Annotated in this window: 23 protein-coding genes and 2 riboswitches; of the genes, 7 read left to right on the top strand and 16 right to left on the bottom strand. The window is 68.4% G+C overall.

The window, feature by feature from the left end:
* The first annotated feature begins 146 nt into the window (after positions 1-146).
* A riboswitch (TPP riboswitch) is annotated at positions 147-267 on the top strand.
* Positions 268-397: 130 nt separating this feature from the next.
* Both thiM and thiE read left to right on the top strand, forming a co-directional pair.
* Positions 398-1,234: a hydroxyethylthiazole kinase gene (gene thiM, locus GGD82_RS18170; protein WP_150063779.1), complete on the top strand. Its 837-nt coding sequence runs from the start codon at positions 398-400 to the stop codon at positions 1,232-1,234.
* Positions 1,231-1,872, top strand: a complete 642-nt coding sequence (gene thiE / locus GGD82_RS18175) for a thiamine phosphate synthase (protein ID WP_150063778.1) — start codon at positions 1,231-1,233, stop codon at positions 1,870-1,872. The genes thiM and thiE overlap by 4 nt, the downstream gene beginning before the upstream one ends.
* A gap of 37 nt (positions 1,873-1,909) precedes the next feature.
* Here the strand turns inward: thiE and thiD are convergent, their stop codons facing one another.
* Both thiD and GGD82_RS18185 read right to left on the bottom strand, forming a co-directional pair.
* The gene (gene thiD, locus GGD82_RS18180) at positions 1,910-2,731 is read right to left on the bottom strand and encodes a bifunctional hydroxymethylpyrimidine kinase/phosphomethylpyrimidine kinase (RefSeq protein WP_150063777.1); all 822 of its coding nucleotides are present in this window, start codon (positions 2,729-2,731) and stop codon (positions 1,910-1,912) included.
* Positions 2,728-3,177 carry an NUDIX hydrolase gene (locus GGD82_RS18185; RefSeq protein WP_150063776.1) on the bottom strand — a complete coding sequence of 150 codons (450 nt, stop codon included), beginning with the start codon at positions 3,175-3,177 and terminating at the stop codon, positions 2,728-2,730. Before GGD82_RS18185 ends, thiD begins: the two co-directional genes overlap by 4 nt.
* A gap of 35 nt (positions 3,178-3,212) precedes the next feature.
* Positions 3,213-3,347, bottom strand: a riboswitch (TPP riboswitch).
* A gap of 205 nt (positions 3,348-3,552) precedes the next feature.
* Between GGD82_RS18185 and GGD82_RS21250 the strand changes: the two genes are divergently transcribed.
* The 3 genes from GGD82_RS21250 to GGD82_RS18195 all read left to right on the top strand — a co-directional run bounded on the left by GGD82_RS21250 (position 3,553) and on the right by GGD82_RS18195 (position 5,908).
* Positions 3,553-3,678: a hypothetical protein gene (locus tag GGD82_RS21250; protein WP_260178478.1), complete on the top strand. Its 126-nt coding sequence runs from the start codon at positions 3,553-3,555 to the stop codon at positions 3,676-3,678.
* Between the two features lie 169 nt (positions 3,679-3,847).
* Positions 3,848-4,522, top strand: coding sequence for an FkbM family methyltransferase (locus GGD82_RS18190; RefSeq protein WP_170284438.1), 675 nt, complete (start codon positions 3,848-3,850; stop codon positions 4,520-4,522).
* A 615-nt stretch (positions 4,523-5,137) separates the two neighbouring features.
* A complete protein-coding gene (locus tag GGD82_RS18195; RefSeq protein WP_170284437.1) occupies positions 5,138-5,908 on the top strand; it encodes a glycosyltransferase in 771 nt (256 codons plus the stop codon).
* A gap of 78 nt (positions 5,909-5,986) precedes the next feature.
* Here the strand turns inward: GGD82_RS18195 and GGD82_RS18200 are convergent, their stop codons facing one another.
* From GGD82_RS18200 to dctP, 14 genes are all read right to left on the bottom strand, one after another.
* Positions 5,987-7,840 (bottom strand): DUF4153 domain-containing protein, encoded by a 1,854-nt coding sequence (locus GGD82_RS18200; RefSeq protein ID WP_150063773.1) that lies wholly within the window; start codon positions 7,838-7,840, stop codon positions 5,987-5,989.
* Positions 7,841-7,947: 107 nt separating this feature from the next.
* Complete coding sequence (cobM, locus tag GGD82_RS18205) at positions 7,948-8,712, bottom strand: precorrin-4 C(11)-methyltransferase (RefSeq protein ID WP_150063772.1); 765 nt, start codon at positions 8,710-8,712, stop codon at positions 7,948-7,950.
* Positions 8,709-10,562, bottom strand: coding sequence for a precorrin-3B C(17)-methyltransferase (gene cobJ, locus GGD82_RS18210; protein ID WP_150063771.1), 1,854 nt, complete (start codon positions 10,560-10,562; stop codon positions 8,709-8,711). The genes cobM and cobJ overlap by 4 nt, the downstream gene beginning before the upstream one ends.
* Positions 10,559-11,326 (bottom strand): precorrin-2 C(20)-methyltransferase, encoded by a 768-nt coding sequence (cobI, locus tag GGD82_RS18215; RefSeq protein ID WP_150063770.1) that lies wholly within the window; start codon positions 11,324-11,326, stop codon positions 10,559-10,561. The genes cobJ and cobI overlap by 4 nt, the downstream gene beginning before the upstream one ends.
* The gene (locus tag GGD82_RS18220) at positions 11,323-11,988 is read right to left on the bottom strand and encodes a precorrin-8X methylmutase (protein WP_150063769.1); all 666 of its coding nucleotides are present in this window, start codon (positions 11,986-11,988) and stop codon (positions 11,323-11,325) included. Before GGD82_RS18220 ends, cobI begins: the two co-directional genes overlap by 4 nt.
* Before the next feature lie 98 nt (positions 11,989-12,086).
* On the bottom strand, positions 12,087-13,127 hold the full coding sequence (locus tag GGD82_RS18225) for a sirohydrochlorin chelatase (RefSeq protein ID WP_342791853.1): 1,041 nt from the start codon (positions 13,125-13,127) through the stop codon (positions 12,087-12,089).
* 211 nt (positions 13,128-13,338) lie between these two features.
* Positions 13,339-14,028 (bottom strand): sulfotransferase family protein, encoded by a 690-nt coding sequence (locus tag GGD82_RS18230; RefSeq protein ID WP_170284436.1) that lies wholly within the window; start codon positions 14,026-14,028, stop codon positions 13,339-13,341.
* A 124-nt stretch (positions 14,029-14,152) separates the two neighbouring features.
* A complete protein-coding gene (locus GGD82_RS18235) occupies positions 14,153-15,415 on the bottom strand; it encodes a UbiH/UbiF/VisC/COQ6 family ubiquinone biosynthesis hydroxylase (protein WP_150063768.1) in 1,263 nt (420 codons plus the stop codon).
* Positions 15,416-15,457: 42 nt separating this feature from the next.
* Entirely contained in the window at positions 15,458-16,138 is a 681-nt protein-coding gene (locus tag GGD82_RS18240) for a hypothetical protein (RefSeq protein ID WP_150063767.1), read from the bottom strand.
* A gap of 131 nt (positions 16,139-16,269) precedes the next feature.
* Positions 16,270-17,730 carry an NADP-dependent succinate-semialdehyde dehydrogenase gene (gene gabD / locus GGD82_RS18245; protein WP_150063766.1) on the bottom strand — a complete coding sequence of 487 codons (1,461 nt, stop codon included), beginning with the start codon at positions 17,728-17,730 and terminating at the stop codon, positions 16,270-16,272.
* Positions 17,731-17,917: 187 nt separating this feature from the next.
* Positions 17,918-18,361 carry a universal stress protein gene (locus GGD82_RS18250; RefSeq protein ID WP_150063765.1) on the bottom strand — a complete coding sequence of 148 codons (444 nt, stop codon included), beginning with the start codon at positions 18,359-18,361 and terminating at the stop codon, positions 17,918-17,920.
* 153 nt (positions 18,362-18,514) lie between these two features.
* The gene (locus GGD82_RS18255; RefSeq protein ID WP_170284435.1) at positions 18,515-19,798 is read right to left on the bottom strand and encodes a TRAP transporter large permease; all 1,284 of its coding nucleotides are present in this window, start codon (positions 19,796-19,798) and stop codon (positions 18,515-18,517) included.
* Positions 19,799-19,810: 12 nt separating this feature from the next.
* Positions 19,811-20,419 carry a TRAP transporter small permease gene (locus GGD82_RS18260; protein WP_150063764.1) on the bottom strand — a complete coding sequence of 203 codons (609 nt, stop codon included), beginning with the start codon at positions 20,417-20,419 and terminating at the stop codon, positions 19,811-19,813.
* 144 nt (positions 20,420-20,563) lie between these two features.
* Positions 20,564-21,595, bottom strand: coding sequence for a TRAP transporter substrate-binding protein DctP (gene dctP / locus GGD82_RS18265; RefSeq protein WP_150063763.1), 1,032 nt, complete (start codon positions 21,593-21,595; stop codon positions 20,564-20,566).
* 627 nt (positions 21,596-22,222) lie between these two features.
* Here dctP and GGD82_RS18270 point away from each other — a divergent pair.
* On the top strand, positions 22,223-23,026 hold the full coding sequence (locus GGD82_RS18270) for an aspartate racemase/maleate isomerase family protein (protein ID WP_150063762.1): 804 nt from the start codon (positions 22,223-22,225) through the stop codon (positions 23,024-23,026).
* A 22-nt stretch (positions 23,027-23,048) separates the two neighbouring features.
* Entirely contained in the window at positions 23,049-24,023 is a 975-nt protein-coding gene (gene eutB / locus GGD82_RS18275) for a hydroxyectoine utilization dehydratase EutB (RefSeq protein WP_150063761.1), read from the top strand.
* Positions 24,024-24,027: the final 4 nt, after the last annotated feature.

A 24,027-nucleotide genomic window follows, 5' to 3' on the forward strand; every position in this document is an offset into this window, starting at 1 on the left:
CCCGCCCCGGCATCTCCATCCGCCGCAAACGCAAGCGCTGCGGATGGACCAACGAATTCGCCAGAACCATCATCGGCCAAATGCGATAGCCCTGGGTACGGTTGCGCGGCGTCTTGACACGTGCCGATCCCCGCGCGCAGTCTGGCGACCCTCACCCGGGGGGTCCCGACAAGGGGCTGAGAGACTGCTGGCCGTCTCGTGCAGCGCAGTGACCCGATGAACCTGATCCAGTTCACACTGGCGTAGGGAGGGTGCGCGGGCTGCGCGGCGATCACCGGAACGTCCATCGCGGGCACGTCAATCGCCGGAACGGTACAGGCGTAGTCCACGCGGTCCTTCTCCAGTCCTCGACACGGAACTGGGTCTCCAACGCTTTGAGCTGTGGAGGCTCCGACCGATGACAGACCGGTCTCTCCCCGTTGTCCTGTGCCAGACACCGGCAACCCTGCTGCGCACCCTGCGGGCCGAGCCGCCCCTTGTGCAGTGCATCACCAACTACGTCGCCATGAACATCGCCGCCAACGTCCTGCTGGCCGCCGGGGCCAGCCCCGCGATGGTGTGGGATGCCGAGGAGGCCGGGGACTTCGCGGCCATCGCCGGGGCGCTGACGGTTAACATCGGCACGCTCTCGGGGCCGTTCGTCGACGGCATGCGGGCTGCGATCCGGGGGGCGGAGGGGGCCGGACGGCCCTGGGTGCTCGACCCGGTGGCCTGTCAGGCGACGGCGTTGCGGCGGCGGGTCACGGCCGAGCTTGTTGCGCTGGAGCCGACGATCATCCGGGGCAATGCCTCCGAGATCCGCGCGCTGGCGGGCGAGGCCAGCCGGGGCCAGGGCGTCGACGGACGCGACAGCGTGACGGTGGCCGAGGATGGGGCACGGCGGCTGGCCGTGGACAGTGGGGCCGTCGTCGCGGTGACCGGTGAGGTGGACTACGTGACCGATGGCCGGCGGGCCGTCCGGATCGAGGGCGGATCGCCCTTCATGCCGATGAACACCGCGCTGGGGTGTTCGCTGACCTGCCTTTGCGGGGCCTATGCGGCGTCGGCCGAAGAGGCGTTCGACGCCACCGTCGGGGCCCTGGCGCATTTCGCGGTGGCCGGCCGCCGTGCGCATGCGGGGGCCACGGGGCCGGGCAGTTTCGCGCCGCGCTTCCTGGATGCGCTGCACGCTGTTACGCCCGAGGAGCTGGACGCCGAGGCGGTGATCCACGCCACCCGGGCGGTCCCGGCATGAGGCGGCCGTTCGATCTTTCGCTCTATCTCGTCCTCGATCGCGGTCTGTGCGCCGGGATCGGGATGGTCGAGACCGCTCAGCGGGCCGTGGCGGGCGGGGTGACCACGGTGCAACTGCGCGACAAGTCCGCCGATACGGCGCGGATGATCGACACCGGCCGGGCGCTCAAGGCGGCCCTGGCCGGGACGGGCGCGGCGCTGATCATCAACGACGACGTGGCGGCGGCGGTGGAAATCGGGGCCGACGGTCTGCACATCGGGCAGGGGGACATGCCGGTGACGCGGGCGCGGGACCTGATCGGCGAGGCCATGATCCTCGGTCTGTCGGTCGAGACGCCGGAACTGGCGGGCGCCGTGGATCCGGACCGCGTTGACTACATCGGGGCCGGACCGGTCTTCGCCACGCCCAGCAAGCTGGACCACGAGCGCCCCGTCGGCTTCGACGGACTGGCGGCGCAGATCGCGGCCAGCCCGGTGCCCGCCGTGGCCATCGGCGGGTTGAAGGCGGCGCACGTGGAGCCGGTCTTTGCCGCCGGAGCGCAGGGCGTGGCGGTGGTCTCGGCCATCTGCGGCCAGCCCGACCCGCACGCCGCGGCGCGGCATTTGCGGCGCGCCATCGACACGGCGCGGCGCGGATAGTCGCCTGCGGCGCGTTCAACACACCGCAGGCTGGGTGTCAGGGGCGCGTGTCCGCGGTGTTGGCCCAGAGCGCGTGGAAGTGATGCACCGGCCCGTGGCCTCCGCCGACATCCAGCCGGTCACTCGCCGCCAGCGCGCCGTGCAGATAGGCCTTTGCCTGTGCGACGGCGTCCGGCACCGTCCTCTGGGGCAGCAGCGCGGCGATGGCCGAGGACAAGGTGCAGCCGGTGCCGTGGTCGTTCTTGGTGGCGATGCGCGGCGCGGGGAAGACGGTGACGCCGTCGGCGCTGGCCAGATGGTCGGTGCTTTCGGCGCTGTCGGTGAGGTGACCACCTTTGAGCAACACCCATTCGGGCCCCATCGACAGCAGCGCGGGCAGGGCGGCTTGCATGGTCTCGACGCTCCAGTCGTCCTCCCGCTCCAAAAGCACCGCGGCTTCGGGCAGGTTTGGGGTGATCACCGTCGCCAGCGGCACCAGACGCTCGCGGACCGCCGCCACCGCATCCGGGTCGAGCAGCGCATGGCCGCTTTTCGCCACCATCACCGGATCGAGCACGATGGTCCGAACCTCATGATGACGCAGTCGGTCGGCCACGGCCTCCGCGATGCCGGCGTTGGCGATCATGCCGATCTTGACCGCGTCGATGCGGACATCGTCGAGGACCGCGTCGATCTGGTCGGCCACGAAGGACGGCTCCAGCGCCACGAAGGACCGCACCCCCTGCGTGTTCTGCGCCACCACGGCCGTGATCGCCGAACAGGCATAGGTGCCGAGCGCCGAGAACGCCTTGATATCGGCCTGGATTCCGGCCCCGCCCGAGGGGTCGGTGCCCGCGATGGTCAGGATGTTGGGGATCATGACCGCACCTCTGACATCAATGAGGCGGCTTGAGCTGCGACCTTGGCCACATCAAGGCTCAGGGCAAGGTCTGCCGTGTCGAGCCTGTCCAGATCTATCCATCGCGCTTCGAGCGCATCGTCGCCGGCAACCGGTTCGCCGGCAATCCACCGACACAAGACGGCGATCAGGATGAAGTGTTGGCGCAGACGGCCGGAGGAATCGTGGTCGAACGCATCGATCGCCGTGAACACGTGGCGTGGCTCGGCGGAAATGCCGGTTTCTTCCGCAAGTTCCCGGACGGCGCTTTGCGACACGGTCTCGCCGGGTTCGATCTTGCCGCCCGGAAATCCCCAGCGCCCCGCGTCGGGCGGGTTCGCCCGACGGACCAGAAGGACCTGTCCAGCGCGAAGGACCACCGCGATGGTCGCGGCGATGGGGCGGGGGGCTGTCGGTGGGGGGGGCATGGCGGCCTCGTCTGTTGAGGCCGGCAAGGGGGCAAGAGAGCGCAACGGTCCTGTCCCTTCGCCGGCATGATCCGGATCAGGTTCGAAGGGTCACTGCGCCGCGCTCGGCCCGATCAGCCAACTCGCCAGCAGACTCTCAGCCCCTTGTCGGGACACCCCTAGGTCTCCACCATCCTATCAAGATACAGGTCGGATTCAACGCATCTCTGACAGTGAAAGGGGGGCGTCGGTGCGTTCAAGCCGCGTCGCGGGGTGCTCAATGCCCCGGGATAAAGGGGCGCCCGCCATGATGTCGGCTGGTTCCAGGAGTCAGGTCTTGCGCCGCCGCTGCACGGAGGTCGACGACCGCGTCCGGCCTTCATCACCCGGCGCGGGTTGCGCGGCGTCACGCTGGTGATCTCGGACGGCCATGACGGCATCAAGGCCCTGGTCACGCGCCGGATCGGCGCCATGCTGCTGGCGCAAAACGACGACTGGCCGTTCCGCGCATCCGATACATGACCCTGGACCCCCCCGCCGCGCTCGGCGATGGCCCGAGCCGGATGTGCCCTTGATTGACGCTCCGTCCTGCCCCTCCTACAAAGGCGGGATACCGTTTCGACACGGCGGGTCATGGAGAGCTGCCCCCCTGCAGGAGCCAAAGGTGCGCCTCTCGCGAATCCGGAAAGTGATGGGGATCGCGGCCCGCCCCGGGCTCTGGCCCGCTTTGGCGCAGGGCGTCGCCGCGACCGTCGATCACGACGCGGTCCTGAGAGACCAGCGCTTCGCCACCATCCTCGACGTCGGCGCCAACAAGGGCCAATTCGCCGCCTATGCCCTGTGGCGCTGGCCCCAAGCGCGCCTCGTCTGCTTCGAACCCTTACCCGGGCCGCGCGCGCGGCTGGCGGCGGTCACGCGCGGGGCCGCCGAGATCCAGGCCTGCGCGCTTGGAACGGCGGATGCCGACGCGCTCATACACGTCGCGTCGCGCGCGGATTCATCGTCGATGCTTCCCCTGGGCGACCGGCAAAAAAGCCTGTTTGACATGGATGAGGTGGGCACGCTCCGGGTTCCCGTGCGGCGGCTGGATGCGTGCGTGTCGCCCGGCCTGGCGCGCCCGGCGCTCTTGAAAATCGATGTGCAAGGGTACGAGCTTGAGGTCCTCAAGGGCGCGACGGGTGTGCTTCCGGAGATCGATGCTGTGTATGTCGAGGTGTCTTACGAAGAACTGTATGTCCAGCAAGCCCTTGCGGCCGATGTCATCGGCTTTTTGGACGCGGCGGGGTTCTCAGCGAGCCGGTTCTTGAGCGGGGTGAAAACAGACGAAACCGTCGTTCAACAAGACATTTTGTTTACACGACGCTGATATACACCGGTCTGGCCACATCTTGCTCCTGCGAGACAGACGAACGGCCTATCCGTGTTCCGGTGCGTTCCGGTGTGTTCCGGCACTGACGATACACCGTTTTGCGGCTCCACCCGTCCGGGCGGTATACCGCGCATCGGGAGAGGTGCGCCGGCTCCCGCGCTTTGTATATCCTTTCGGGGTCGTACCGACGTGCCGTGAGGCCGCCACAGCGGAGGCTGGTCTGAAGCGGGGGGCGACCTCAGGGACACCATACGAGGGTGAAGGATATCCCATGCCATGATCGAGCGTATTGTTTTTGTGTGGGATAATTACGGCCCCACGCACGTGGACAGAGCGAAGGCCGTTCTGGACCGATTCTCCAAAACGCATGAGGTGTATTTTGTAGAGCTTGTGGCGAAGAGTCCGCTGTATGGCTGGGAGCCGCCACCCGATGACTTCCAAAAAATAAGTCTTGCGGCCGAGAACAAGCCGAACTTCTTTTTGGACCTGTTTCGTCTATTGCGCGTTGTTTTCCGTCTTGGACGTGGGTCCTATTTTCTACACTCATATAATTGTTTGTTTATATTTACAACCGCTATCGTCCTGAATGTATTGGGAAGTCGCGTCTATCACTTGAATGATTCGAAGTTTGACGACAAGCAACGTTCCGTCTTCGGTGAACTGGTCAAGGCCGTCTTCAAGTGGCCCTATCGTGGCGCCTTGGTCTCCGGACGGCGCAATGCCGAATACGCCATCTTTCACGGCATCTCCAAGCAGCGCGTGGCCTTCGGCTACAACGCTATTTCCGTTGCGCGGGTTCAGGCCATGGCGGAGGCGCCACCGGCCCCCGACGGCGCCCCGTTTGACGCCCGGCATTTCACCTGCGTTGCCCGTCTTGTGCCGAAAAAGAACCACGCGATGCTGTTGCAGGCCTACCGGCTGTACTGCGATCAGGTGGAGGTCCCGCGCCCGCTTCATTTGTGCGGATCCGGCCCGCTGGAGGCCGACCTGCGCCGACAGGTGGCGGCGCTTGGCCTGACGGACGGGGTCGTGTTTCGCGGATGGGTTCAGGACGACGAGGTCAGCCGTACGCTCGCCCACACGGTGGCGCTGCTGCTGCCGAGCACCGAAGAACAGTTTGGCATCGCCGTGATCGAGGCCCAGGCCATGGGCGTGCCGGTGATCCTGTCCGACAACTGCGGGGCGCGGGATTCGGTGATCCGAACCGGCGTCAATGGCTTCGTCGTCGAACCGGATAACCCGCACGGCATGGCGTTCTTCATGGCACGGCTGGGCGAGGACGAGGTCCTGTGGCGACGCATGTGTGGGGAGGCCCTGGCGACCGCCCCGCTGGGCGACGTCCAGCGGTTCGTTGAGGGGGTGGAGACCCTGCTCTCCGCCTGATGCCCCCCCAACAAGCGCGGCGGCCCACCGCTCCCGGGCGCGCCACCGCATGGCGGCACGCCCCGGATGGTGAGGCCCCTACTCCGCCGGACGCGCCAGCAGCAAGGCGCCCTCCAGCCAGCGCGGGGCGAGGCTCTCGGGCGCGCCGTCATGGGCCAAGGGCAGGGACTCGACGATCAGGCGCGCGCGCCAGCCCCCGCCGTCGGACTCCGGATCGGCTGCGGCCTCCACGGTACGCGCGGCACGGGGCAGTTCCACCGTCCGGTAGTCGTCGTCTCCCAGCTCGCCGGCGTCCTCCAGGGCGGCCGCCACGACTGGCGCGAGGTCCAGCGCGAGCGGTGTCGCGGCGTCCGGGAGGGCCAGCGAAAGGGTGGTCCCCTCCAAGCGGGCGGAGATCCCGCCGCTCAAGGCCGTAACCGGGTCACGCCCCGGCATGAGATGCACCGGAACGACCAGATCGAAGTCTGCGACGTCCAGCGCCCGGTCGTCCTCCAGCGATGTGACTTGAAGGGTCCGCGTGCGCACGCTGGGGGAAGTGACCGTCAACTCCAGCGCCTCGATGCGCTCGGCCGCCGTGATCGCGCCGTTGGGGAACAGTTCGGCAATCCGGTAGTTGGCCCCCCGGTCGTTGAAGTACGCCAGCAGGTGCACCATCCGCGCCTGATCCTCGGTGGGTACCGCCTCGTCGGCCGGCACCGCGCGGCCGTCCTCCAGCATGCCGTGCTCCGCCAGCAGGCTGCGCAGCGCGCGCTCCTGGCTCAGGAAGCTGAGTTCCGGCGCCCCCCAGGGGCCGTGGCCGCCGAGCACCAAGAGGATGCCGAGCAGGCCGACCGGGGTGGCCGGCCCCGCCTTGGCGCCCCGCAGCAGCCACGCCACACTCAGCAGCACCAGCCAAACGACGGCAATGACCAGCAGGCCCCGGGCCTCGGTCACGCCGTAGGCGAACAGCCGCACCCAGACGGCCCAGCCCAGCGCCAGCAGCGGCAACGGGATGGTCCAGGGGAAGACCCGACGATAGAATCGCGCGAGGACGTTGCCCTGCATCGCCAGGGGCATCGCGGCGATATGCGCCGCCACACCGAACGCGAGATAGGCGGCGTTCAGCACCGCGACGCTGCCCCACTCCGTTCCAAAGCCCAACACCCACTGGATGAGATAGATGTACAGGATGGCCAGATAGAGCAGAGCCAGCGGAATCAGCGCCCAGCCCACGAGGACCGCGATCCAGCGCGGCGTGCGCTCGGGCACCGGGGCGCGCTCGTGGTCCTCCTCCGGCAGGGCCTGAAGGGTACCCACCAGGAACGCCATCGGCCAGACGATGCCATAGGCCAGGATCCACACCTGCTCCACCGCCCCACCGGCGACGGTGAGGCCGAGCAGTTCCTCACAGGCGAACAGGGCCACCGTGACGCCGCCGGCCAGCAGCGTCGCGAGGCCCCAGCCCATGGCCGCGCTGACGAGCACGCGCGCCCCGGCGTACCAGCCGATCAGCTGCGCCTTCTCCTCCGGCGCGTCCTTCGGTGGGCGCAGCGCGAAGTACAGCGCCATCAGGATCGCGCCGATCTGCCAGTACAGATAGGGAAACAGGCGCGCCTCTGGATGATCGGGGATCGCGTACAGCGTGCCGCCGGCCACCAGGATGAACACGACGGCGGCGACGTTCCGGGCGGGCCGCGGCCACCATCCCTGTCGCCGCAGCCCCCAATCCACCGCGAGAGACGAAAAGAAGCCGATCCCGCAGGTCATCAGGGCGATGGTGGTGGGAAGCTCCAGCACGTCCGGCACGCCGCCGACGGTCTTCCAGCTCATCAGCAGCGTGCCGACGAGCGCGCAGGCCACGGCCACCGGCAGAGTCCGTGCGGCCGCGATCCATGTGGACGGTTGACTGGCCAGCGCCACAACGATGGCGGCGAGGGGCGTCGAAGGGTTCATGACAGGCGTTCCGGCAACGGTGGACGGAGCGGGTCGAGGCCAGCCGGCGCGGGCACGACGATCTCCTCAATCCCGGTGGCGGTACTATGCCGTCCGGGGCCCCGGGGTCAACCAGAACGGGGCCTCAGCACGTGATGATGACCGGCTGCATACAAGTGGCTGTCGCTGAACGCCGCCGTGGGATCGAGCACCCGCCCCACCAGGATCAGCGCGGTGCGGGTCAGACCGGCGGCTTTCACCGTGTCGCGAATCGTGTCGAGGGTCCCGGTCAGGACCCGCTCGTCCGGCCAGGACGCGCGGTAGATCACCGCCACCGGACAGTCGGCGCCGTAATGCGGGGTCAGGTCGCGCACCACGTTGGCGAGGTTGCTGATCGACAGGTGGATGGCCAGCGTCGCGCCGCTGCGGCCCAGGGTGTCCAGATCTTCACCCGGCGGCATGGCGGAACTGCGGGTCGAGGTGCGGGTCAGGATCACGGTCTGCGCCACGTCGGGCAGCGTCAGTTCCCGCCCCAGAGTCGCCGCCGCCGCCGCGAAGGCCGGCACGCCCGGTACGATCTCCCAGGGAATGCCGAGCGGGTCGAGGCGGCGGATCTGCTCGCCGATGGCGCCGTACAGGCTGGGGTCGCCCGAATGGACGCGGGCGACATCGTGGCCGGCGGCGTGGGCGGCCTTGATGTCCGCCAGGATCTCATCCAGGTGCAGGGGCGCGGTGTCGATCACGCGGGCGTCGGGCGCGGCCTCGTCGAGCACCGCGCGCGGCACGAGGGAGCCCGCGTACAGGATGACCGGACAGCGCCGGATCAGCGCAAGCCCGCGTACCGTGATGAGATCGGGGGCCCCCGGCCCGGCGCCGATGAAGTGGACCGTCATGACGCGGTCTCCCGTTTGCTGGCGTAGCCGCGCGGGGTGTAGACCCAGCGCCCGGCGCGGCGGGTTTCGCTCGATCCGACCAGAACCAGGGTCAGCATGTCCACATCGTCGACGGACAGGGCCGCCAGCGTGGTGACCGTGATGGTCTCGCCGCTCCGACCCAGGTTGCGCGCCAGGATCACCGGCGTCTCGGGCGGGCGGTGGCGCAGCAGGGTCTCGCGCGCCTGCGGCAGGGCGTCGCGGCGCCGCCGGGACACTGGATTGTAGAAGGCGATCACGAAATCCGCGGCGGCGGCGGCGGCCACCCGCCGCTCGATGACCGCGCGGGGGGTCAGCAGGTCGGACAGCGAGATGGCGCAGAAGTCATGCCCCAGCGGCGCCCCGACACGGGCGGCGGCGGCCTGCATGGCGGTGACCCCGGGGCAGACCGTAACGGCGACGCGCTCCCAGTCCGGGCGCTCCTCCTGCTCCAGCAGTTCGAAGATCAAGGTGGCCAGCGCGTAGATTCCGGCATCGCCCGAGCAAACCAGGGCCACCCGGCGCCCGCGCGCGGCCAGATCCAGCGCCACGCGCGCCCGCTCCGTCTCCGCCCCCAGGTCCGAGACATGGCGCGCCTTGCCCACCTGCGCCTCGCCCAGCAGGTCGAGATACAGGTGATAGCCGACCAGATCGGTGGCCGCCGCAACAGCCGCCGTGACCTCCGGCGTGCGCCACAGCGGCGTCCCCGGCCCGATGCCGACGATGTGCAGGCTGCCCTGTGCCTGCCCCACCCGCTCCGGGACGAGACCCGCCGCATGGCGTCCCACGGCGCAGGTCGCGCGCGGGCTCTTGCGCTTGGGTGCTACCAGCGTGCCGCCCGGTCCGACGGCGGCCAGCGCCGCACCCTCGGCCACGCCGTGACACCCGACCTCGCGATACACGACCTCGGACGGGGTCGCGAGGCGCGGGGTCTCCGCCTCCAGCGCCGCGGCGTCGAGAAAGCGGACCGGTACGCCGAGCGCCTGCCCCAGGGCATGCATCGCCGGCTCGTCCGCCTTCAGATCGAGCGAGACCACGCAGGCGACGGAGTCCGGCGACAGATGCTGTTCGGACAGCGTCAGGCGCGCCAGCGACAGCAGTTCATCCGGTGGACAGCCACGCACGCAGCCGACGCCCAGGGCCAGCGTCGGCGGCCGCAGGACCAGCGCCGCCTCGGACAGGGCGTGGTCGGTCCGATCCGTGACGCACACCAGCGGGTGCCCGGCGGCGGGATCGGACGGGACCGGAGGTGTATCGACCGGAACGAATCCGTCGGTCGCCTCGGTCAACCACGCGACAAGGGTGGAATCGACATCGGACAGCAAGGCCACGGGCTGATCGTCGATCAATGCCGCCATGGGCACGCGCGCCGCGGCCGGATTGTCGATCCGCCACCCCGGCGGCGCCTCGTCCAGCGGCACCCCACCGGTCACATCGCCCGCCGTGGTGATGTTCGCGGGCGTTCCCAGCACCGCCGCCAGACGCGCCGCCAGAGCGTTGGCGCCACGGTGGCCGCCCAGCAGCGGAATGACGCACGAGCCGTCCGCCGCCACCGCCAGCACCGGCGGCTCCGTTCGCTTGTCCGTCAGCAGCGGCGCCAGGGCGCGGATCATGACGCCACTGGCACACAGCCCGACGATCGGGCGGCCGTTGCGGAACAGCGCGCGCAGATGCTCGGTCACACCGGTGAAGGTGGCGTCGGTTTTGGTGTCGGGGACGCGCCCCATCAGGCCGTGCACCTCCGCGCCGGCGATCGTTGCGGCCAGCCGGCGCGCGGTGGCGACCCCGGTCCGGTTCAAGGCCACGAAAACCGGCGACGTCCGAATCGTCATGCCGCGTCTCCCTCGGCGGTCCGGGCATCACGGGCGTCGGCGGCGGCCCGCCGGGCGAGCACCAAGGTGAAATACGGCACGCCCTCGGGCCGGGTCAGTGCCTCCGGCAGGGGGCGCACCCGTTCGTCAGCATAGCCGACGCGCGTGACGCAGAGCGCACCGTCGGCCAGACCGACCTCCGCCAGGATGCGGGCGACCCTGGGCAGATGACGCCCGACCTTCATGACCACGGCGACCTCGGCCGGAGTCAGCACCGCCCGCAGGCGGTCGTCGGACGCGGTGGCAGGCACCACCGTCAGGGTCTCGGTGCCGTGGGCCAGGGGGCGCGCGATGGCGGCGGCGCTGGCCATGATGGAGGACACACCAGGCGTGACATCGACCGGATAGCGATCGCCCAGCCGCGCCAGGAGGTAAATGAACGAGCCGTGAAACAGTGGGTCGCCCTGGCACAGCACCGCCACCGACCGCCCCTCGTCGAGATGCGTGGCGATCGCATCGGCCGCCCGGTCATAGGCGGGATCATCCGGCGTCTGCGCCGGGCTGAACATCAGGGGCAAAGCGAGCTGCTCCTGATCGTCCCGTAGGAAGGCGTCCACAATCGCCAACGCCATGCTCTCTCCCTGGCGCGTCGCCGGGTAGGCGATCACGGGGGCGTCGTCGATGATCCGCACGGCGCGCAAGGTGAGAAGTTCCGGGTCGCCGGGGCCGACGCCGACCCCGTGCAGGGTTCCCACCGCCGGGGGGGCCGAGAGGGACGCGGTCATATCAGGTCGTTGCTCCCGTCCGAGGCCAGGGCGAGCGCGTTGACGGCGGCCGCCGCCATGGCCGGCCCGCCCCGCCGGCCGTGAAGGGTGACGAACGGCACCCCCCAGCGCGGCGCAAAGGCGGCCAGCGCGTGTTTGCTGTCCTCGGCACCGATGAAGCCGACGGGAAAGCCCAGGATCAACGCCGGACGCGGCGCCCCGTCCGACAGCAGTTCCAACAACCGGAACAGGGCCGTCGGGGCGGTGCCGATGGCGACCACCGCGCCATCCAGCATTGGCACCCACAGGTCCACGGCCGCCGCCGAGCGGGTCGTGCCCAGCGCCTCGGCCAGATCCGGAACCCGATTGTCACCCAGACGGCAGACGACGGGAACCGGCCGCGCACGGCTGGGGATGATGCCGCGCGCCACCATCGGCGTATCGACCAGGATCGGCGCGCCGCCCTCCATCGCCTCGCGGCCGGCCGCGGCTGCGGTTTCGGTGCCCTCGAACTCAGCGAGGATATCGACCATGCCGCACGCATGAATGACGCGGGTCGCAAGCGCATGCAGCGAGGTCGGAACCGCGGAAAGGTCCGCCTCGGCGGCGATCGCCGCGTAGGACGTGCGGCGGATGACATCCGGCCGGCGTTCGTAAGGGGGCAGAGTACCGTTCGGGGTCATGGTTTCCTCGTGTCCCGGCCGCATGGCCGAGCCGTCGGGGCGACAGGCATACCCCCCGGCGTTCCCACCGTCACACGGGTCTGGATCGGTGTGGCGTATCAGGACGTGGTCCCAGACTTACGTTCCCCGCCCGGATCGTGGCCCTCGCCATGCCCGTGATCATGGCCGTGCCCGTGATTATGCCCGTGATGGTGATGGTGATCGCCATCCGTGCCGGCACCGCGAACGTGGTGGTGATGGCCGGCCTGGGTCGCGCCGACCGCCGCCTCGAAACCGATCACCTGCTCCCGGTACTTGCAGAGCTGGCAGTTCATTGCGGTCTCCCCGGCCAGGATGTCCTGAACCCGGTCCACGAAGCTTTCGATCACCATCGGATGATCGCTCAGGTACGACGCCTTGAGGAATTCGATGTCGGGATGCGCGGCGGCCGCCGCGTCCACGCCGTCGTAGATCCGGCGCACCAGAATCCCGGTGAACAGGAAGTACGGAAACACCATGATCCGCTTGTAGCCCAGCCGCGCGGCGTGGGCGAGGCCCGGCCCGACCAGCGGGGACGTCACGCCCGAATAGCAGACCTCGGTCCAGCCGAACCCCATGCCCTCCCAGAGCATGCGGGCGACCTTGCTGATGTTGGAGTTGGCATCTGAGTCGTTGGTGCCGCGCCCCACCACCATCAACAGGGTGTCCTTGCGGTCCACGGCGGTGGGCGCGGCGGCCTCGGCTTCCTCGATGCGGGCCTGGGCGGCCTTCAGCAGCTTGGGGTCGATGCCGAGGTCACGGCCGAACTCGACCGTCACGCCGGGGGTTTCGGCGGCGAAGCTGTTGACCTCCCACGGCAGGTCGTTCTTGACGTGACCGGCCGCGAACAGCATGCCCGGCACCGCCAGGATGCGCGTGGCCCCGGCCGCGACCAGGGCATCGAATCCCTCGCGGATGACGGGGCGGGCGAACTCCAGGAAGCCGCTTTCCACCGGATAATCGGGCAGGCGCGCGCGCAGGTGGACGGCCAGACGGTTGAACTCGACCACCGCGTCGTCGTCGCGGCTGCCATGACCGCAGATCATGACGCCGAGGCGCGCCGCAGCGGCGTCGGGCGCGTCACGGTGAGGGGCGGCGGATGGGTGCGGGACGAGGGTCATGTCGCTTGGTCCTTGCCTTCGAGCGGGGGGATCGCCTGGTCATGGCCTTCGGGCGGGAACGGGGTGAACTATAGGCGCCGGGCCTCCTGGACGAAAGAGCACATGCGTCGGATTCGAAACAGAATCAACACGTTTTGGCGGCAAGGCTATGCGTGCTGCCCTGGACCCGGGCACGGCCTCACGGTCGCTCGGGTTGAGGCGGCAGCCGGCATCACGGGTCTCGCGACAGCGAGCGCACGCGGGGCACGATGCGACGGCCCAGGCGGTAGTAGGCGCGCAGGGCCCGGCGGCGGGCGCGTTCCAGCAGTCGGGTGCGGCTTTCCTTCGTGTTGGCGCGCGGGAACGGCTCGTCCGGGATCGGACACTCCAGAAAACCGCAGAGAGTCTCCCAGTTAAAGTCTTTGGTAATATCGATCACCAGAAGGTCGCTTTTCCGATCCTTAAAATAGTCCAGAATCTCTTCATTGTGGGCGCTGTAGACCGCCTTATAGTGCTCCTCATTGCCGACCGGCGTTCCGTAATCCGTTCCGTACGTCACCTGCTGGATCGGATGCTGAAACGTTCCAAAGTACATGATGGACTTGATCCAGCTTTCGGGGGACCGGACCGTCAGAATGAATTTCGACCCCGGGTGCCACGCGTCCAACTCGCGATACATTAGGGGCCAGGGCATATCCTGCACCGCATCGAACCGGCGCAGACGGCGGCGCGCGATGTCGTGCATGTCGGCCCGCAGCTTTTCCGGGTCGTCGTAGAAAAAGCCGAAGGGGCCATCGACACGATAGCCCAGCTTTTCCAGCGCGATGCCGAGCGTGGTGGTGCCGGTTTTCTGAAACCCGAGGCAGAACACCTTGGGGCCCCGCCCCCGGTGACGCGGGGTTGCGGTCGTGTCGGATGGCATGGCAACGGTCCGTTCTTGCGTGATCGCGGCCGGCTCCGCCGCTCAGGCGGTCAGCGTACACCGCAGCGCCCGGCCGCTGTCAATTGCGGCCCGGTCGCCCGCGCGGGGAGGGGGCGCGCGGCGGCTAAAGCGTCTGGCCGCGCATCAGACGGGGCACCCCACCGATGATGCCGGTGGTGCCCATCGCGTGGCGCATGAACAGGCGCTTCAGCGGGCCGAGCCGGTTCACCGTCGCGAGCCCAGCGGTGCGGGCCAGCCGCAACGCCCCCCAGTCGTTGGAGAACAGCCGCACGATGCCGTCCGTGGCGCCCAGCATGACCGCATTGTCGAGCGGCCGTAGGCGGGCATAGCGACGCAGCACGTCCGGCGTGCCCGGATCGAGGCCGAGGCGATGTGCACCCACCAGATCCTCGATCAACAGCGCGACGTCCCGCAGGCCATAGTTCATGCCCTGGCCGGCGACCGGGTGCATGCCGTGGGCGGCATCGCCCACCAGCACCAGACGCTGGTCGGTGTAGCGCTCCGCGACCTGGAGCGAGAGTGGATAGGAGAACCGGGGGCCGACGAACCGCGCATCGCCGAAATGATCGCCGAAACGGGTCATAAACTCCGCCTTGAAGCGGTCATCCGGCAAGGCGACGATCTCTCGCGCCCGGGCCGGCCGCTCGCACCAAACGATCGACGCGCGGTTGCCGGTCAGCGGCAGGGTCGCGAACGGGCCGGCGGGCAGGAAGTGCTCGATCGCGGTGCCGTGGTGGGGCGTGTCGTGCTCCACGGTCACCACGATGGCGTCCTGATCATAGCGCCAGCCTCGCGTGGTGATCCCGGCCGCCTCGCGCGTCGGCGACCGGCGGCCGTCGGCGGCCACGGCAAGACGCGCGCGCAGGCGTCGCCCATCATCCAGCGTGGCCTCGACTCCGTGCGCGTCGCGCGTCAGGCCGGTCACGCTCACCGGCGCCAGCAAGGTGGCGTGCTCCAGTTCCGCCAGCCGGGCCTGGATGGCGCGGCGGGTCACGAGGTTCTCCGCCATATAGCCCATCGGCTCATCGCCGGCCTCGTGGCGGTGATAGTGCATGAACAAGGGCGCGTTGCTGTCGGCGATGCGGATATCGTCGATGGACTGGCACGACTCGCCCATATGCCGCCAGATGCCGAGGGTCTCCAGCACCTTCTGGCAGCCCAGAGCGATGGCGGAGGCCCGGCCGTCGTAGGCGTTGCTCATCCAGCCGGCCGGATCCTCGCGCTCGGCCACCAGCACCGTCATGCCGTGTTGGGCCAGACCACAGGCCAGGGTTCCGCCCACCAGACCGCCACCGATCACCAGAACGTCGGCCGTCAGGGCGGTGTCCTCCGCCGAAGCCCGCCTGTTGTCCGCCCTCGCTGCCATGCTTCCTCCCGTCCGTCGGTCTCGTGGTGGTCCCCGGCCGCGTCAGGACCCGGACCGGGGGCATGCCGTGTTGGCGACCTCGGCGACCCACTCCAGCATCACCCGCCCCACCGCCTTGCGGGTGTTGGGGATGCGCCGTCCCACAGGCTCGAACCCGGGCACGGGCTCGTGGGTCAGGCTGACGTAGTAGAGGGTGTCCAGATCGCCCGCGATGCCATGAAAAAATTCCAGGCGGGGGAACGGATCCCCCTCGTTAAAACTGGGGGCGCCGAAGGCCAGTGCAAAGCCCTGCGAGTCCCGCGCCAGCACGAGAGGCCCGATGCGCGCCGGCCGTCCGTTGTAGCAGACGGAGCGACGCTTCATCTCGCGTTGCAAGGTCTCGGGTTCAATCCCGTTTTCATAGAAGTCCGCCAGCAGATCGGCGACCACCCCGGAACGCCCGGCCACCGCGCCCCGGTCGCCCTCCGCTTGCAGATTACGCGCCAGCAGGCTCCCCGGCCCGTCCGCGGAGCCCCCTTGTTTGTCGAGCGCCTCGACCCGGGTGATCGGCAGTTCGTCCAAGGCGGACGTGATGGTGTCGTCCGACGCCTCAAAATCAACGAACAGGGCGATGGCACCGCCCACCAGAGCAACCACCAGCAGGCCGCCCAGACAGCCCAAAGTCGCTTTCCCGTCTCCTGTGTCGTCGACCAGGAGAGTCGGTGTTGTCTTGTCCCGCGCCATCGTCGTCCGGCGGCTCCCTCACGCCCGGTTCCCGGGCGAGGCCGAAACCGGTTGCCCTCTCACGACCATGTCTCGGCATCCATGGAAGGGCAACGGTCGGCTCCACACACTCAGCGGTCCCGTGGACCGCCCTAGCGATCCACCCCACCCATGCAGAGGTACTTGATCTCCACGAAGTCGTCGATGCCGTACTTGGAGCCTTCGCGTCCCAGGCCGGATTCCTTGACCCCGCCGAAGGGCGCCACCTCTGTCGAGATGATCCCCTCGTTGACACCCACGATGCCGTATTCCAGGCCCTCGGAGACGCGCCAGACGCGGCCGATGTCGCGGGCGTAGAAGTAGGCCGCAAGCCCGAACTCGGTGTCGTTGGCCATGCGGATGGCCTCGTCCTCGGTCGAGAAGCGGTACAATGGTGCGACCGGGCCGAAGATCTCCTCGCGGAACACCCGCATGCTGTCGGTGACGTCCGTCAGGATCGTCGGCTCATAGAACGTGCCGCCCAGGGCGTGGGGCTTGCCGCCGAGCATGACGCGGGCGCCCTTGCCCACGGCGTCGCCCACCAGTTCCTCGACCTTGTCCAGGGCGGCCTTGTCGATCAACGGGCCCTGCTGGGTCTCGCCGGCGAGACCATCGCCCACCGTCAGATCCCGCACGGCCGCGGCCAGTTTCTCGGCGAAGGCCTCATAGACCCCGTCCTGCACCATCAGGCGGTTGGCGCACACGCAGGTCTGGCCGGTGTTGCGGTACTTCGAGGCGATCGCCCCGGCCACGGCCGCATCCAGGTCCGCGTCGTCGAACACGATGAACGGCGCGTTGCCGCCCAGTTCGAGCGAGACCTTTTTCACCGTGCCGGCGCACTGCTCCATCAGCGTCTTGCCGATGGCGGTGGAGCCGGTGAACGACAGCTTGCGGACCAGCGGGTTCGAGGTCATTTCCCCGCCCATCGCCGAGGACCGCTTGGTGGTCAGGATGTTCAGCACGCCCGCCGGCAGGCCGGCCTGCTCCGCGAGTTCGGCCAGCGCCAGCGCGGACAGCGGGGTCAGCGCGGCCGGCTTGATCACGACCGGACAGCCCGCCGCGAGCGCCGGGGCGCACTTGCGGGTGATCATCGCGGTGGGGAAGTTCCACGGCGTGATCGCCGCCACCACGCCGATGGGCTCCTTGAGGACGACGATGCGCTTGTCCGGGCCGTGCGAGGGGATGACATCGCCGTAGAGGCGCTTGCCTTCCTCGGCGAACCACTCAATGAAGTTCGCGCCGTAGGCGATCTCGCCCTTGGCCTCGGCCAAGGGCTTGCCCTGCTCGGCCGTCATCAGGACGGCGAGGTCCTCCTGATGCGCCATGATCCGGTTGAACCAGTCGCGCAGGATGGTCGCGCGCTCCTTGGCGGTCTTGGCGCGCCAGGACGGCCAGGCGGCGTTCGCGGCCTCGATGGCGCGCCGCGTCTCGTCCACGCCCATGTCCGGCACCCGGGCCAGTTCCGCGCCCGTGGCCGGATTCGTCACGGGAAAGGTTCCGCCCCCATCCGCGTCGCACCACTGGCCATTAATGTAGCACTGCTGGCGCAGAAGACGATGGTCGGTCAATTTCATCGGTGGGTCCTCGTGGTGGGAAACACGGTGGGTCGCGCCGACCGGCGCGACGCTCAGGGAAGGGACTTTAGCACTCTGGTCGGGTATCGTGCGAGAGTACGGGACCGGGATGGGAACGGTTGCCCGCACAACGGCCCCCACCGTGCGGGCGGGCATCGGCGAGGATGCAGGAGGGGACGCCCGGGCGCTACTTCACCAGGATGCAGGTCACAGGCGACAGGCCCGAGACCTTGTGCGAGACGGACCCCAACAGGAAACTTTCGACGTCGCCGGTGCCGCGCGCGCCCATGACAATGACGTCGCACGTGTGCTCCTTGGCGAAATCGATGATCGCCCGCGCCGGCTGGCCCCGCTTGGCGTAGGCCTCGACGTTCGGCGCGCCCTTCTCCAGGGCGTGCGCCCGCGCCGCCGCTACGAGGCCCTTGGCGTACTCCCGCAGCGCCTCGTCCGGCGTTTTGGGGTGCAGCGGGCGCACCATCGACAGCGAGCCTTCCATCGGACTGTGATGGCGAAACACGCTGAGCAGCAGAATCTTGGCGTTGTCGAACCGCACCGACAGATCGACCGCGAAGTCGACGGCCATCAACGCTTGGTCAGAGCCGTCCACCGGCACGAGAATAGTGCTGAACATGGTTTCCTACCCTTGCGTTATACTGATCGGCGATGGACCGGACTCGCCGTTCCATCGCCTCCGCCGCGTCGCGGCGCCGGTGCCGTCGCACCGGCTCGTCGATGCGTGACCTCTGCTCATGCGTCGACGGGTCTTATACCATGGCCCCGCCCGTCATTTTCCGAACGCCAGTTGGGGCAAGAACAGTGCGATTTGCGGGAACAGGATCAGCGCGACGCTGACTCCAAGCAGCATCACCACGAAGGGCGGTGTTCCGCGAATCACGTCCATGTAGGGGCGCTTGAAGATTGCGATGGCGGTGAAGATGTCGCAGCCGAACGGCGGCGTGGCGGAGCCGATCGCGACCTGAAGTGTGATGATGACCCCAACCAGGACCGGATCAATCCCGGCGCTGTCCACGATCGGGGCGAAGATCGGCACCAGCACCAGGATCACCACGATCGGGTCGACGAACATGCAGCCGATGAAGAAGGCAATGGAAATCGCCACCAGCACCATGATGGCGCTGGCCTCGTCGAGGCCGATGCTGCCCAGGATCTCCTGCGGGATCTGGTTGAACGAGATGGCCCAGGAAAAGGCGTTCCCCGCGCCCACCAGGATGAACACCACCGCCGTAATCAGACCGGTGGACTGGGCGATTTCGAACAGGTCGGCCCACTTCAGCGACCGAAAGATCAGAAACTCCAAAACGAAGGCGTAGGCGACGCAGACCGCCGCCGCCTCGGTCGGGCTGAAGATGCCGCCGTAGATGCCCCCGACCACGATGACCGGAAAGCCCAGCGGCCACAGGGCGTCGCGGGTCGCCTTCAGGCGTTCCTGCCACGTCGCCTTGGGTTGCGTCGGAATATCGTGCCGCCACGCATGAAAGACGCAGTAGCTCGCGAACAGCACCAGGATCAGCAGGCCCGGGCCGATGCCGGCGACGAACAGTTCGGCGATCGAGGTGCCGGAGATCACACCGTAAATGATCATCGCGATCGAGGGCGGGATCAGCATGGCGATATCCGAGGCGTTGACGATCAGCGCCAGGGTGAAGCTGTCGCGGTATCCGGCCTCCAGCATGCGCGGGCGCAGCGGGCTGCCGATGGCGACCACCGTGGCCTGCGTGGAGCCCGACACGGCCCCGAACAGCGCGCAACTCGCCGCCGCCGTCACCCCGAGCCCCCCGCGCATATGGCCCACGTATCGCATCACCATGTCGATCAGGCGATCGGCCGAATGCCCCTTGGTGATGATGTCGGCGGCCAGGATGAACATGGGCACCGCGACCAGGGCGGCGGGCCGGATGCCGCCCAGCATCTGCTGGACCATGATCTCCGGCGGGATCGGCATGAAGATGAAGAAGGCGACGAAACAGCCCGCGATAAGCGGGATCATCATGGGGAAGCCCAGAAGCAGAAGGACCACCATGACGGAAATCATGACCTCGGCCAGCATGACGGGTCTCCCTCAGACCTGGGTTTCCGTGTCCTCGTACGTGTCCACCACCGACGCCGAGATGTAGACGTCGGGCCGCGTGAGGTTGGCCACGGCGGTCAGCAGGTACTGGATGCCCGTGATGACGAACCCGATCGGCACCCAGACGAACGTGAGGTAGACCGGGATGCGTAGCGAGGGCGCGATGCGGCCGGTGTCGTACACGGAGACGACATAGATGTAGGCGTACCAGGCCAGGACGAACATGACGGCCGACGTCACCAGACAGATGACGATCATCAGGATTTTGCGCGCCCGGTCCGGCAGGGAGTCATACAGGGCCGACATGCGGATGTGCCGCCCCATGCGGGCGGCGTAGCCCAACCCGACGAAGGTGATCAGCACGATCAGGAAGCGATTCAATTCCTCGACGAAGAACAGGCTTTCGCCGAGAACGAACCGTCCGATCACGTTGGCTACGGACACCGTCGCCATGATCATGACGCCGATGGCGAGGACGACGGCCTCGAACCGTGCGATGGCGCCGTCGATCCACGCCAGCGGCTTCAAAAGGCCGGAAAACTGGGATCGGGGTTCGGTCGGATCCGGCCCGCCCCCTGGTGCTGCGTCGGACTCGCTCATGCAGTCCGCTCCCCCGTCTGGTGGCCCCCTCGGGCAAGGCGTCGGCGGCCGGTCTGTCGGTAAGGTGGGGCGACACGGCCCCGGCCCGCCGCAGGCGAACCGGGGCCGCTCGTCAGGATGTGTGCGGACGACGGAGCACCGATGTTATTCGGCAACCCGGGCCTTGGAGGCCTCGATGTCGGCCTCGAAGCCGTCGAGGACCGCCTGGGCGTCACCGCCGACCTCGTTCACGAACGCCTCGCGCACCTGCTGGGCGGCCTCGCGGAACGGCGCGCGCTGCTCGTCGGTCAGATGGGTGACGGTCATGGAGGGCTTGGCCTCCAGGATCTTCGCCTCGGAGCGTTCGGTCAGGCCCTGCTGGTAGTCCATGATGTGCTCGTAGGCGGCGTTCGCGGCCTCCTGCACCAGGGTCTTGTCCTCGTCGGACAGGCCATCAAAGAACGACTTGTTGGCCACCACGGCGGTCGTGAAGTTGTTGTGCCCGGCGTAGGTGATGTAGTCGGTCACCTCGTACATCTTCGTCGATTCGACGAAGAACATCGGGTTTTCCTGGCCCTGGATGATGTTGGTCTGCAAGGCGCCGTAGACCTCGCCCCATGGCAGCGGCGTCGGGGTCGCGCCGAACGCATCGTAGGTCTCGATCAGCATCGGCGAGGTCATGACGCGGACCTTCACGCCGTCCAGGTCGGCCGGGCTGGTCACCGGCTCCTTGGTGGTCATGACCACCTCACCCTCGGGATACATATCCACGAGGTGCAGACTCTTGTCCTCGTACTTCGCGGCCAGCATGTCGTTGATGGTCTCGGACGTCTGGTAGAAGTCGGCCAGGACCGCATGCTCTTCCGGCAGCACGTACGGCAGCAGGAACACCTGCAGCTCCGGAATCAGGCTGCCCGTAAAACCCGGCGACGCGGTCGCGAACTGGATCGCGCCCATCTGCGCCAGCTCGGTCGTGTCGTTGGATTCCCCCAGGGTGCCGAACGGGAAGATCTGCACCTCGTTGTCGGAGTTGGCTTCGATGTACTCCTTGAACTTGGTGGCGTAGACGCCCTGCACCTCGTCGATGGCCTCCTCCAGGGAGTACTTCCACGTGGCGGCCTGGGCGCCGGTAGCCACGGTCAGGGCCAGCGCGGAGGCGGTGGCCGCGGCAAGCGCGGCGGTCAGACGATGGGTCATGGTGATCCTCTCTCTGGTCGTGTCGATCCGGTTATGGCGCACGGCACAGCGCGAGGGGCCCGTCCGGGCGCCCCGCGGTGTTCTGTCGGAAGGGTGGGACAGGGCAGACGCTCTCCCCGTCACGCCACACTAGGACCCTGTGTGCGGAAGGCATGCCTTTATCGCAGCGCAGATATCCGGGAGCGTCAACAGCGCACCCACACCGTCGGTGGTCGCGCGGTGGGCCGGGACGGGGCGCGGGCCCTGGGCCGCGTTGGAGGAGGCGGGCACACGCCGGGTTGCGTTTGCTGCTGCGGAACATGGGGCTCCCGGATGCCGATAACGCCCTGAAATAAAGGTTGAAACGGCATCTCCGTGGGGAAAACCCGGGCGAGGTGCGGCGCGGAAAATGGATCGCGTCCGGCGCCATTCCGGGGAAAGTCCCACGGGAAACTGACCGAGGCGCCAAGACGAAATTCCTACAAAATAACTTCAAAATAGGAAGATCATCTTGCGGCCTGGGCGTATTCAGCAGGATCACCGCACCGTCGGGATTGAACGGATCCAAGGCCACGCCGCAAGATGCGGGGCACAGCACGGTCGGTATGACACGTGGGCAGCGGCCGGGCGAACAGGGAGGGCGGAACGATGGACGTTCGGGTGTCGGATCTTGGGCCGCCGCGCGCCTCCGCCGCGTTTTACCCGCCCGACGCTCTGCGCCGAGTCGGCCTGATCGTCCTGGAAACCGACCTGACCATGGAGCGCGACGTCGCCCGCCTGACGCACGGGCGCGACGTGGGCGTTCACGCCACCCGGGTCGCCTTCGCCAACCCGATCACCGCCGCCAGCCTCGCCGCGCTGGAGGCCCGCCTGACGGATGCCGCCGCCAGCCTGATCCCCGATGCGCCATTCGACGTGGTGCACTTCGGTTGCACCTCGGCCTCGGCCGTGATCGGCGACGCCGGGGTCGCGGCGGCCGTGCGCGCGGCCAAGCCCGGGGCCGCGGTCACCAACCCCGTCATCGCCGCCGACGCGGCCTTGCGTGCGCTCGGCGTCCACCGCCTCTCCATCCTGACGCCCTATGTGCCGGAGGTCAGCCGGCCGGTGGCCGCGCGCTTTGCCGATCTGGGCTACCGGATCGAGGGCCTGACCTGCTGGGGGATCGAGGACGACCGCGACATGGCCCTTGTGAGGCCCGACACGCTGGTGCGCGAGGCCGCCGCTGCCATCGCCCCGCAGGCCGAGGCGCTGTTCATCTCCTGCACCGCCGTGCCGTCGGCGGAGGCGGTCACCGCCATCGAGGCCGAGATCGGCCGCCCGGTGGTGACCAGCAACCAGGCCGCCGCGTGGATGGCGCTCCGCCTGTGCGGCGTGGAGGACGATATCCCCGAGGGCGGACGTCTGTTCGGTCGGACGCTCGCCCCCCAGGATCGGACAAAGGGGGCCGCCTGATGCCCCAGAAAGGGGACCCCTGATGCCAATTGAGCCGTCTGCCATTCATGCCGCCCGCGAGCGCATCGCCGGGCGCGTCCGCCGCACGCCGCTCGGCGCGTCACGGTCGCTGACCGAGCGCTGCGGCGTGCCCGTTGCGCTGAAGCTCGAGCACCAGCAGGTCACCGGCAGCTTCAAGGTGCGCGGCGCGACCAACGCCGTCCTGGCGCTCTCCGACGAGCAGAAGGCGCGCGGCATCGTCGGCGTCTCGACCGGCAATCACGGGCGCGGTCTGGCGCACGCGGCCAAGGAAGCGGGCGTCCGCTGCATCATCTGCATGTCCTCGCTGGTGCCCGCCAACAAGGTGGAGGGCATCAAGGCCCTGGGCGCCGAGGTGCGCATCGTGGGCGCGAGCCAGGACGAAGCGCAGGAGGTGGTCGACCGGCTGGTCGCGGACGAGGGCATGACCATGCTGCCGCCCTTCGACCATCCGGACATTATCGCCGGTCAGGGCACGCTGGGCCTGGAGATCGTCGAGGACCAGCCGGATGTCGAGACCGTGCTGGTGCCGCTGTCCGGCGGCGGACTGATTGCCGGTGTTGCCCTGGCGGTGAAGTCCCTGCGGCCCTCCGCCCGCATCGTCGGCGTCAGTATGGAGCGCGGCGCCGCCATGATCCAAAGCCTGCGCGCCGGGGCGCCGGTGTTCGTGCAGGAGGTCGCGACCCTGGCGGACTCCCTGGGGGGCGGCATCGGCCTGCAAAACCAACACACCTTCGCCATGGTGCGCGATCTGGTCGACGAGACCGTGACCCTGACGGAGGCGGATATCGCCGAGGGCATCCGTCATGCCTATTGGCACGAGATGGAGATCATCGAGGGCTCCGGCGCGGTCGGGCTCGGCGCGCTGGTCGCCGGCAAGGTCCGCCCCATCGGCCCGACCGTCGTTGTGTTGAGCGGACGGAACATCGACATGACGCTGCATCATCGCCTGATCTCGGGCGACACCGTGGAGGTATGAGGAG

The organism is Roseospira marina (assembly GCF_014197855.1).
GTDB classification, from domain to species: Bacteria; Pseudomonadota; Alphaproteobacteria; order Rhodospirillales; family Rhodospirillaceae; genus Rhodospira; species Rhodospira marina.

Bases quoted from the DNA above. Each gene is read 5' to 3' on its own strand.
- thiM (WP_150063779.1), top strand. From the start codon at position 398: ATGACAGACCGGTCTCTCCCCGTTGTCCTGTGCCAGACACCGGCAACC.
- GGD82_RS18185 (WP_150063776.1), bottom strand. From the start codon at position 3,177: ATGCCCCCCCCACCGACAGCCCCCCGCCCCATCGCCGCGACCATCGCG.
- GGD82_RS18240 (WP_150063767.1), bottom strand. From the start codon at position 16,138: ATGGCGCGGGACAAGACAACACCGACTCTCCTGGTCGACGACACAGGA.
- GGD82_RS18255 (WP_170284435.1), bottom strand. From the start codon at position 19,798: ATGCTGGCCGAGGTCATGATTTCCGTCATGGTGGTCCTTCTGCTTCTG.
- thiD (WP_150063777.1), bottom strand. From the start codon at position 2,731: ATGATCCCCAACATCCTGACCATCGCGGGCACCGACCCCTCGGGCGGG.
- gabD (WP_150063766.1), bottom strand. From the start codon at position 17,730: ATGAAATTGACCGACCATCGTCTTCTGCGCCAGCAGTGCTACATTAAT.
- GGD82_RS18230 (WP_170284436.1), bottom strand. From the start codon at position 14,028: ATGCCATCCGACACGACCGCAACCCCGCGTCACCGGGGGCGGGGCCCC.
- thiE (WP_150063778.1), top strand. From the start codon at position 1,231: ATGAGGCGGCCGTTCGATCTTTCGCTCTATCTCGTCCTCGATCGCGGT.
- GGD82_RS18270 (WP_150063762.1), top strand. From the start codon at position 22,223: ATGGACGTTCGGGTGTCGGATCTTGGGCCGCCGCGCGCCTCCGCCGCG.
- GGD82_RS18250 (WP_150063765.1), bottom strand. From the start codon at position 18,361: ATGTTCAGCACTATTCTCGTGCCGGTGGACGGCTCTGACCAAGCGTTG.
- GGD82_RS18235 (WP_150063768.1), bottom strand. From the start codon at position 15,415: ATGGCAGCGAGGGCGGACAACAGGCGGGCTTCGGCGGAGGACACCGCC.
- GGD82_RS18220 (WP_150063769.1), bottom strand. From the start codon at position 11,988: ATGACCCCGAACGGTACTCTGCCCCCTTACGAACGCCGGCCGGATGTC.
- cobI (WP_150063770.1), bottom strand. From the start codon at position 11,326: ATGACCGCGTCCCTCTCGGCCCCCCCGGCGGTGGGAACCCTGCACGGG.
- GGD82_RS18200 (WP_150063773.1), bottom strand. From the start codon at position 7,840: ATGAACCCTTCGACGCCCCTCGCCGCCATCGTTGTGGCGCTGGCCAGT.
- GGD82_RS18225 (WP_342791853.1), bottom strand. From the start codon at position 13,127: ATGACCCTCGTCCCGCACCCATCCGCCGCCCCTCACCGTGACGCGCCC.
- eutB (WP_150063761.1), top strand. From the start codon at position 23,049: ATGCCAATTGAGCCGTCTGCCATTCATGCCGCCCGCGAGCGCATCGCC.
- cobM (WP_150063772.1), bottom strand. From the start codon at position 8,712: ATGACGGTCCACTTCATCGGCGCCGGGCCGGGGGCCCCCGATCTCATC.
- GGD82_RS18260 (WP_150063764.1), bottom strand. From the start codon at position 20,419: ATGAGCGAGTCCGACGCAGCACCAGGGGGCGGGCCGGATCCGACCGAA.
- cobJ (WP_150063771.1), bottom strand. From the start codon at position 10,562: ATGACGATTCGGACGTCGCCGGTTTTCGTGGCCTTGAACCGGACCGGG.
- dctP (WP_150063763.1), bottom strand. From the start codon at position 21,595: ATGACCCATCGTCTGACCGCCGCGCTTGCCGCGGCCACCGCCTCCGCG.
- GGD82_RS18190 (WP_170284438.1), top strand. From the start codon at position 3,848: ATGGGGATCGCGGCCCGCCCCGGGCTCTGGCCCGCTTTGGCGCAGGGC.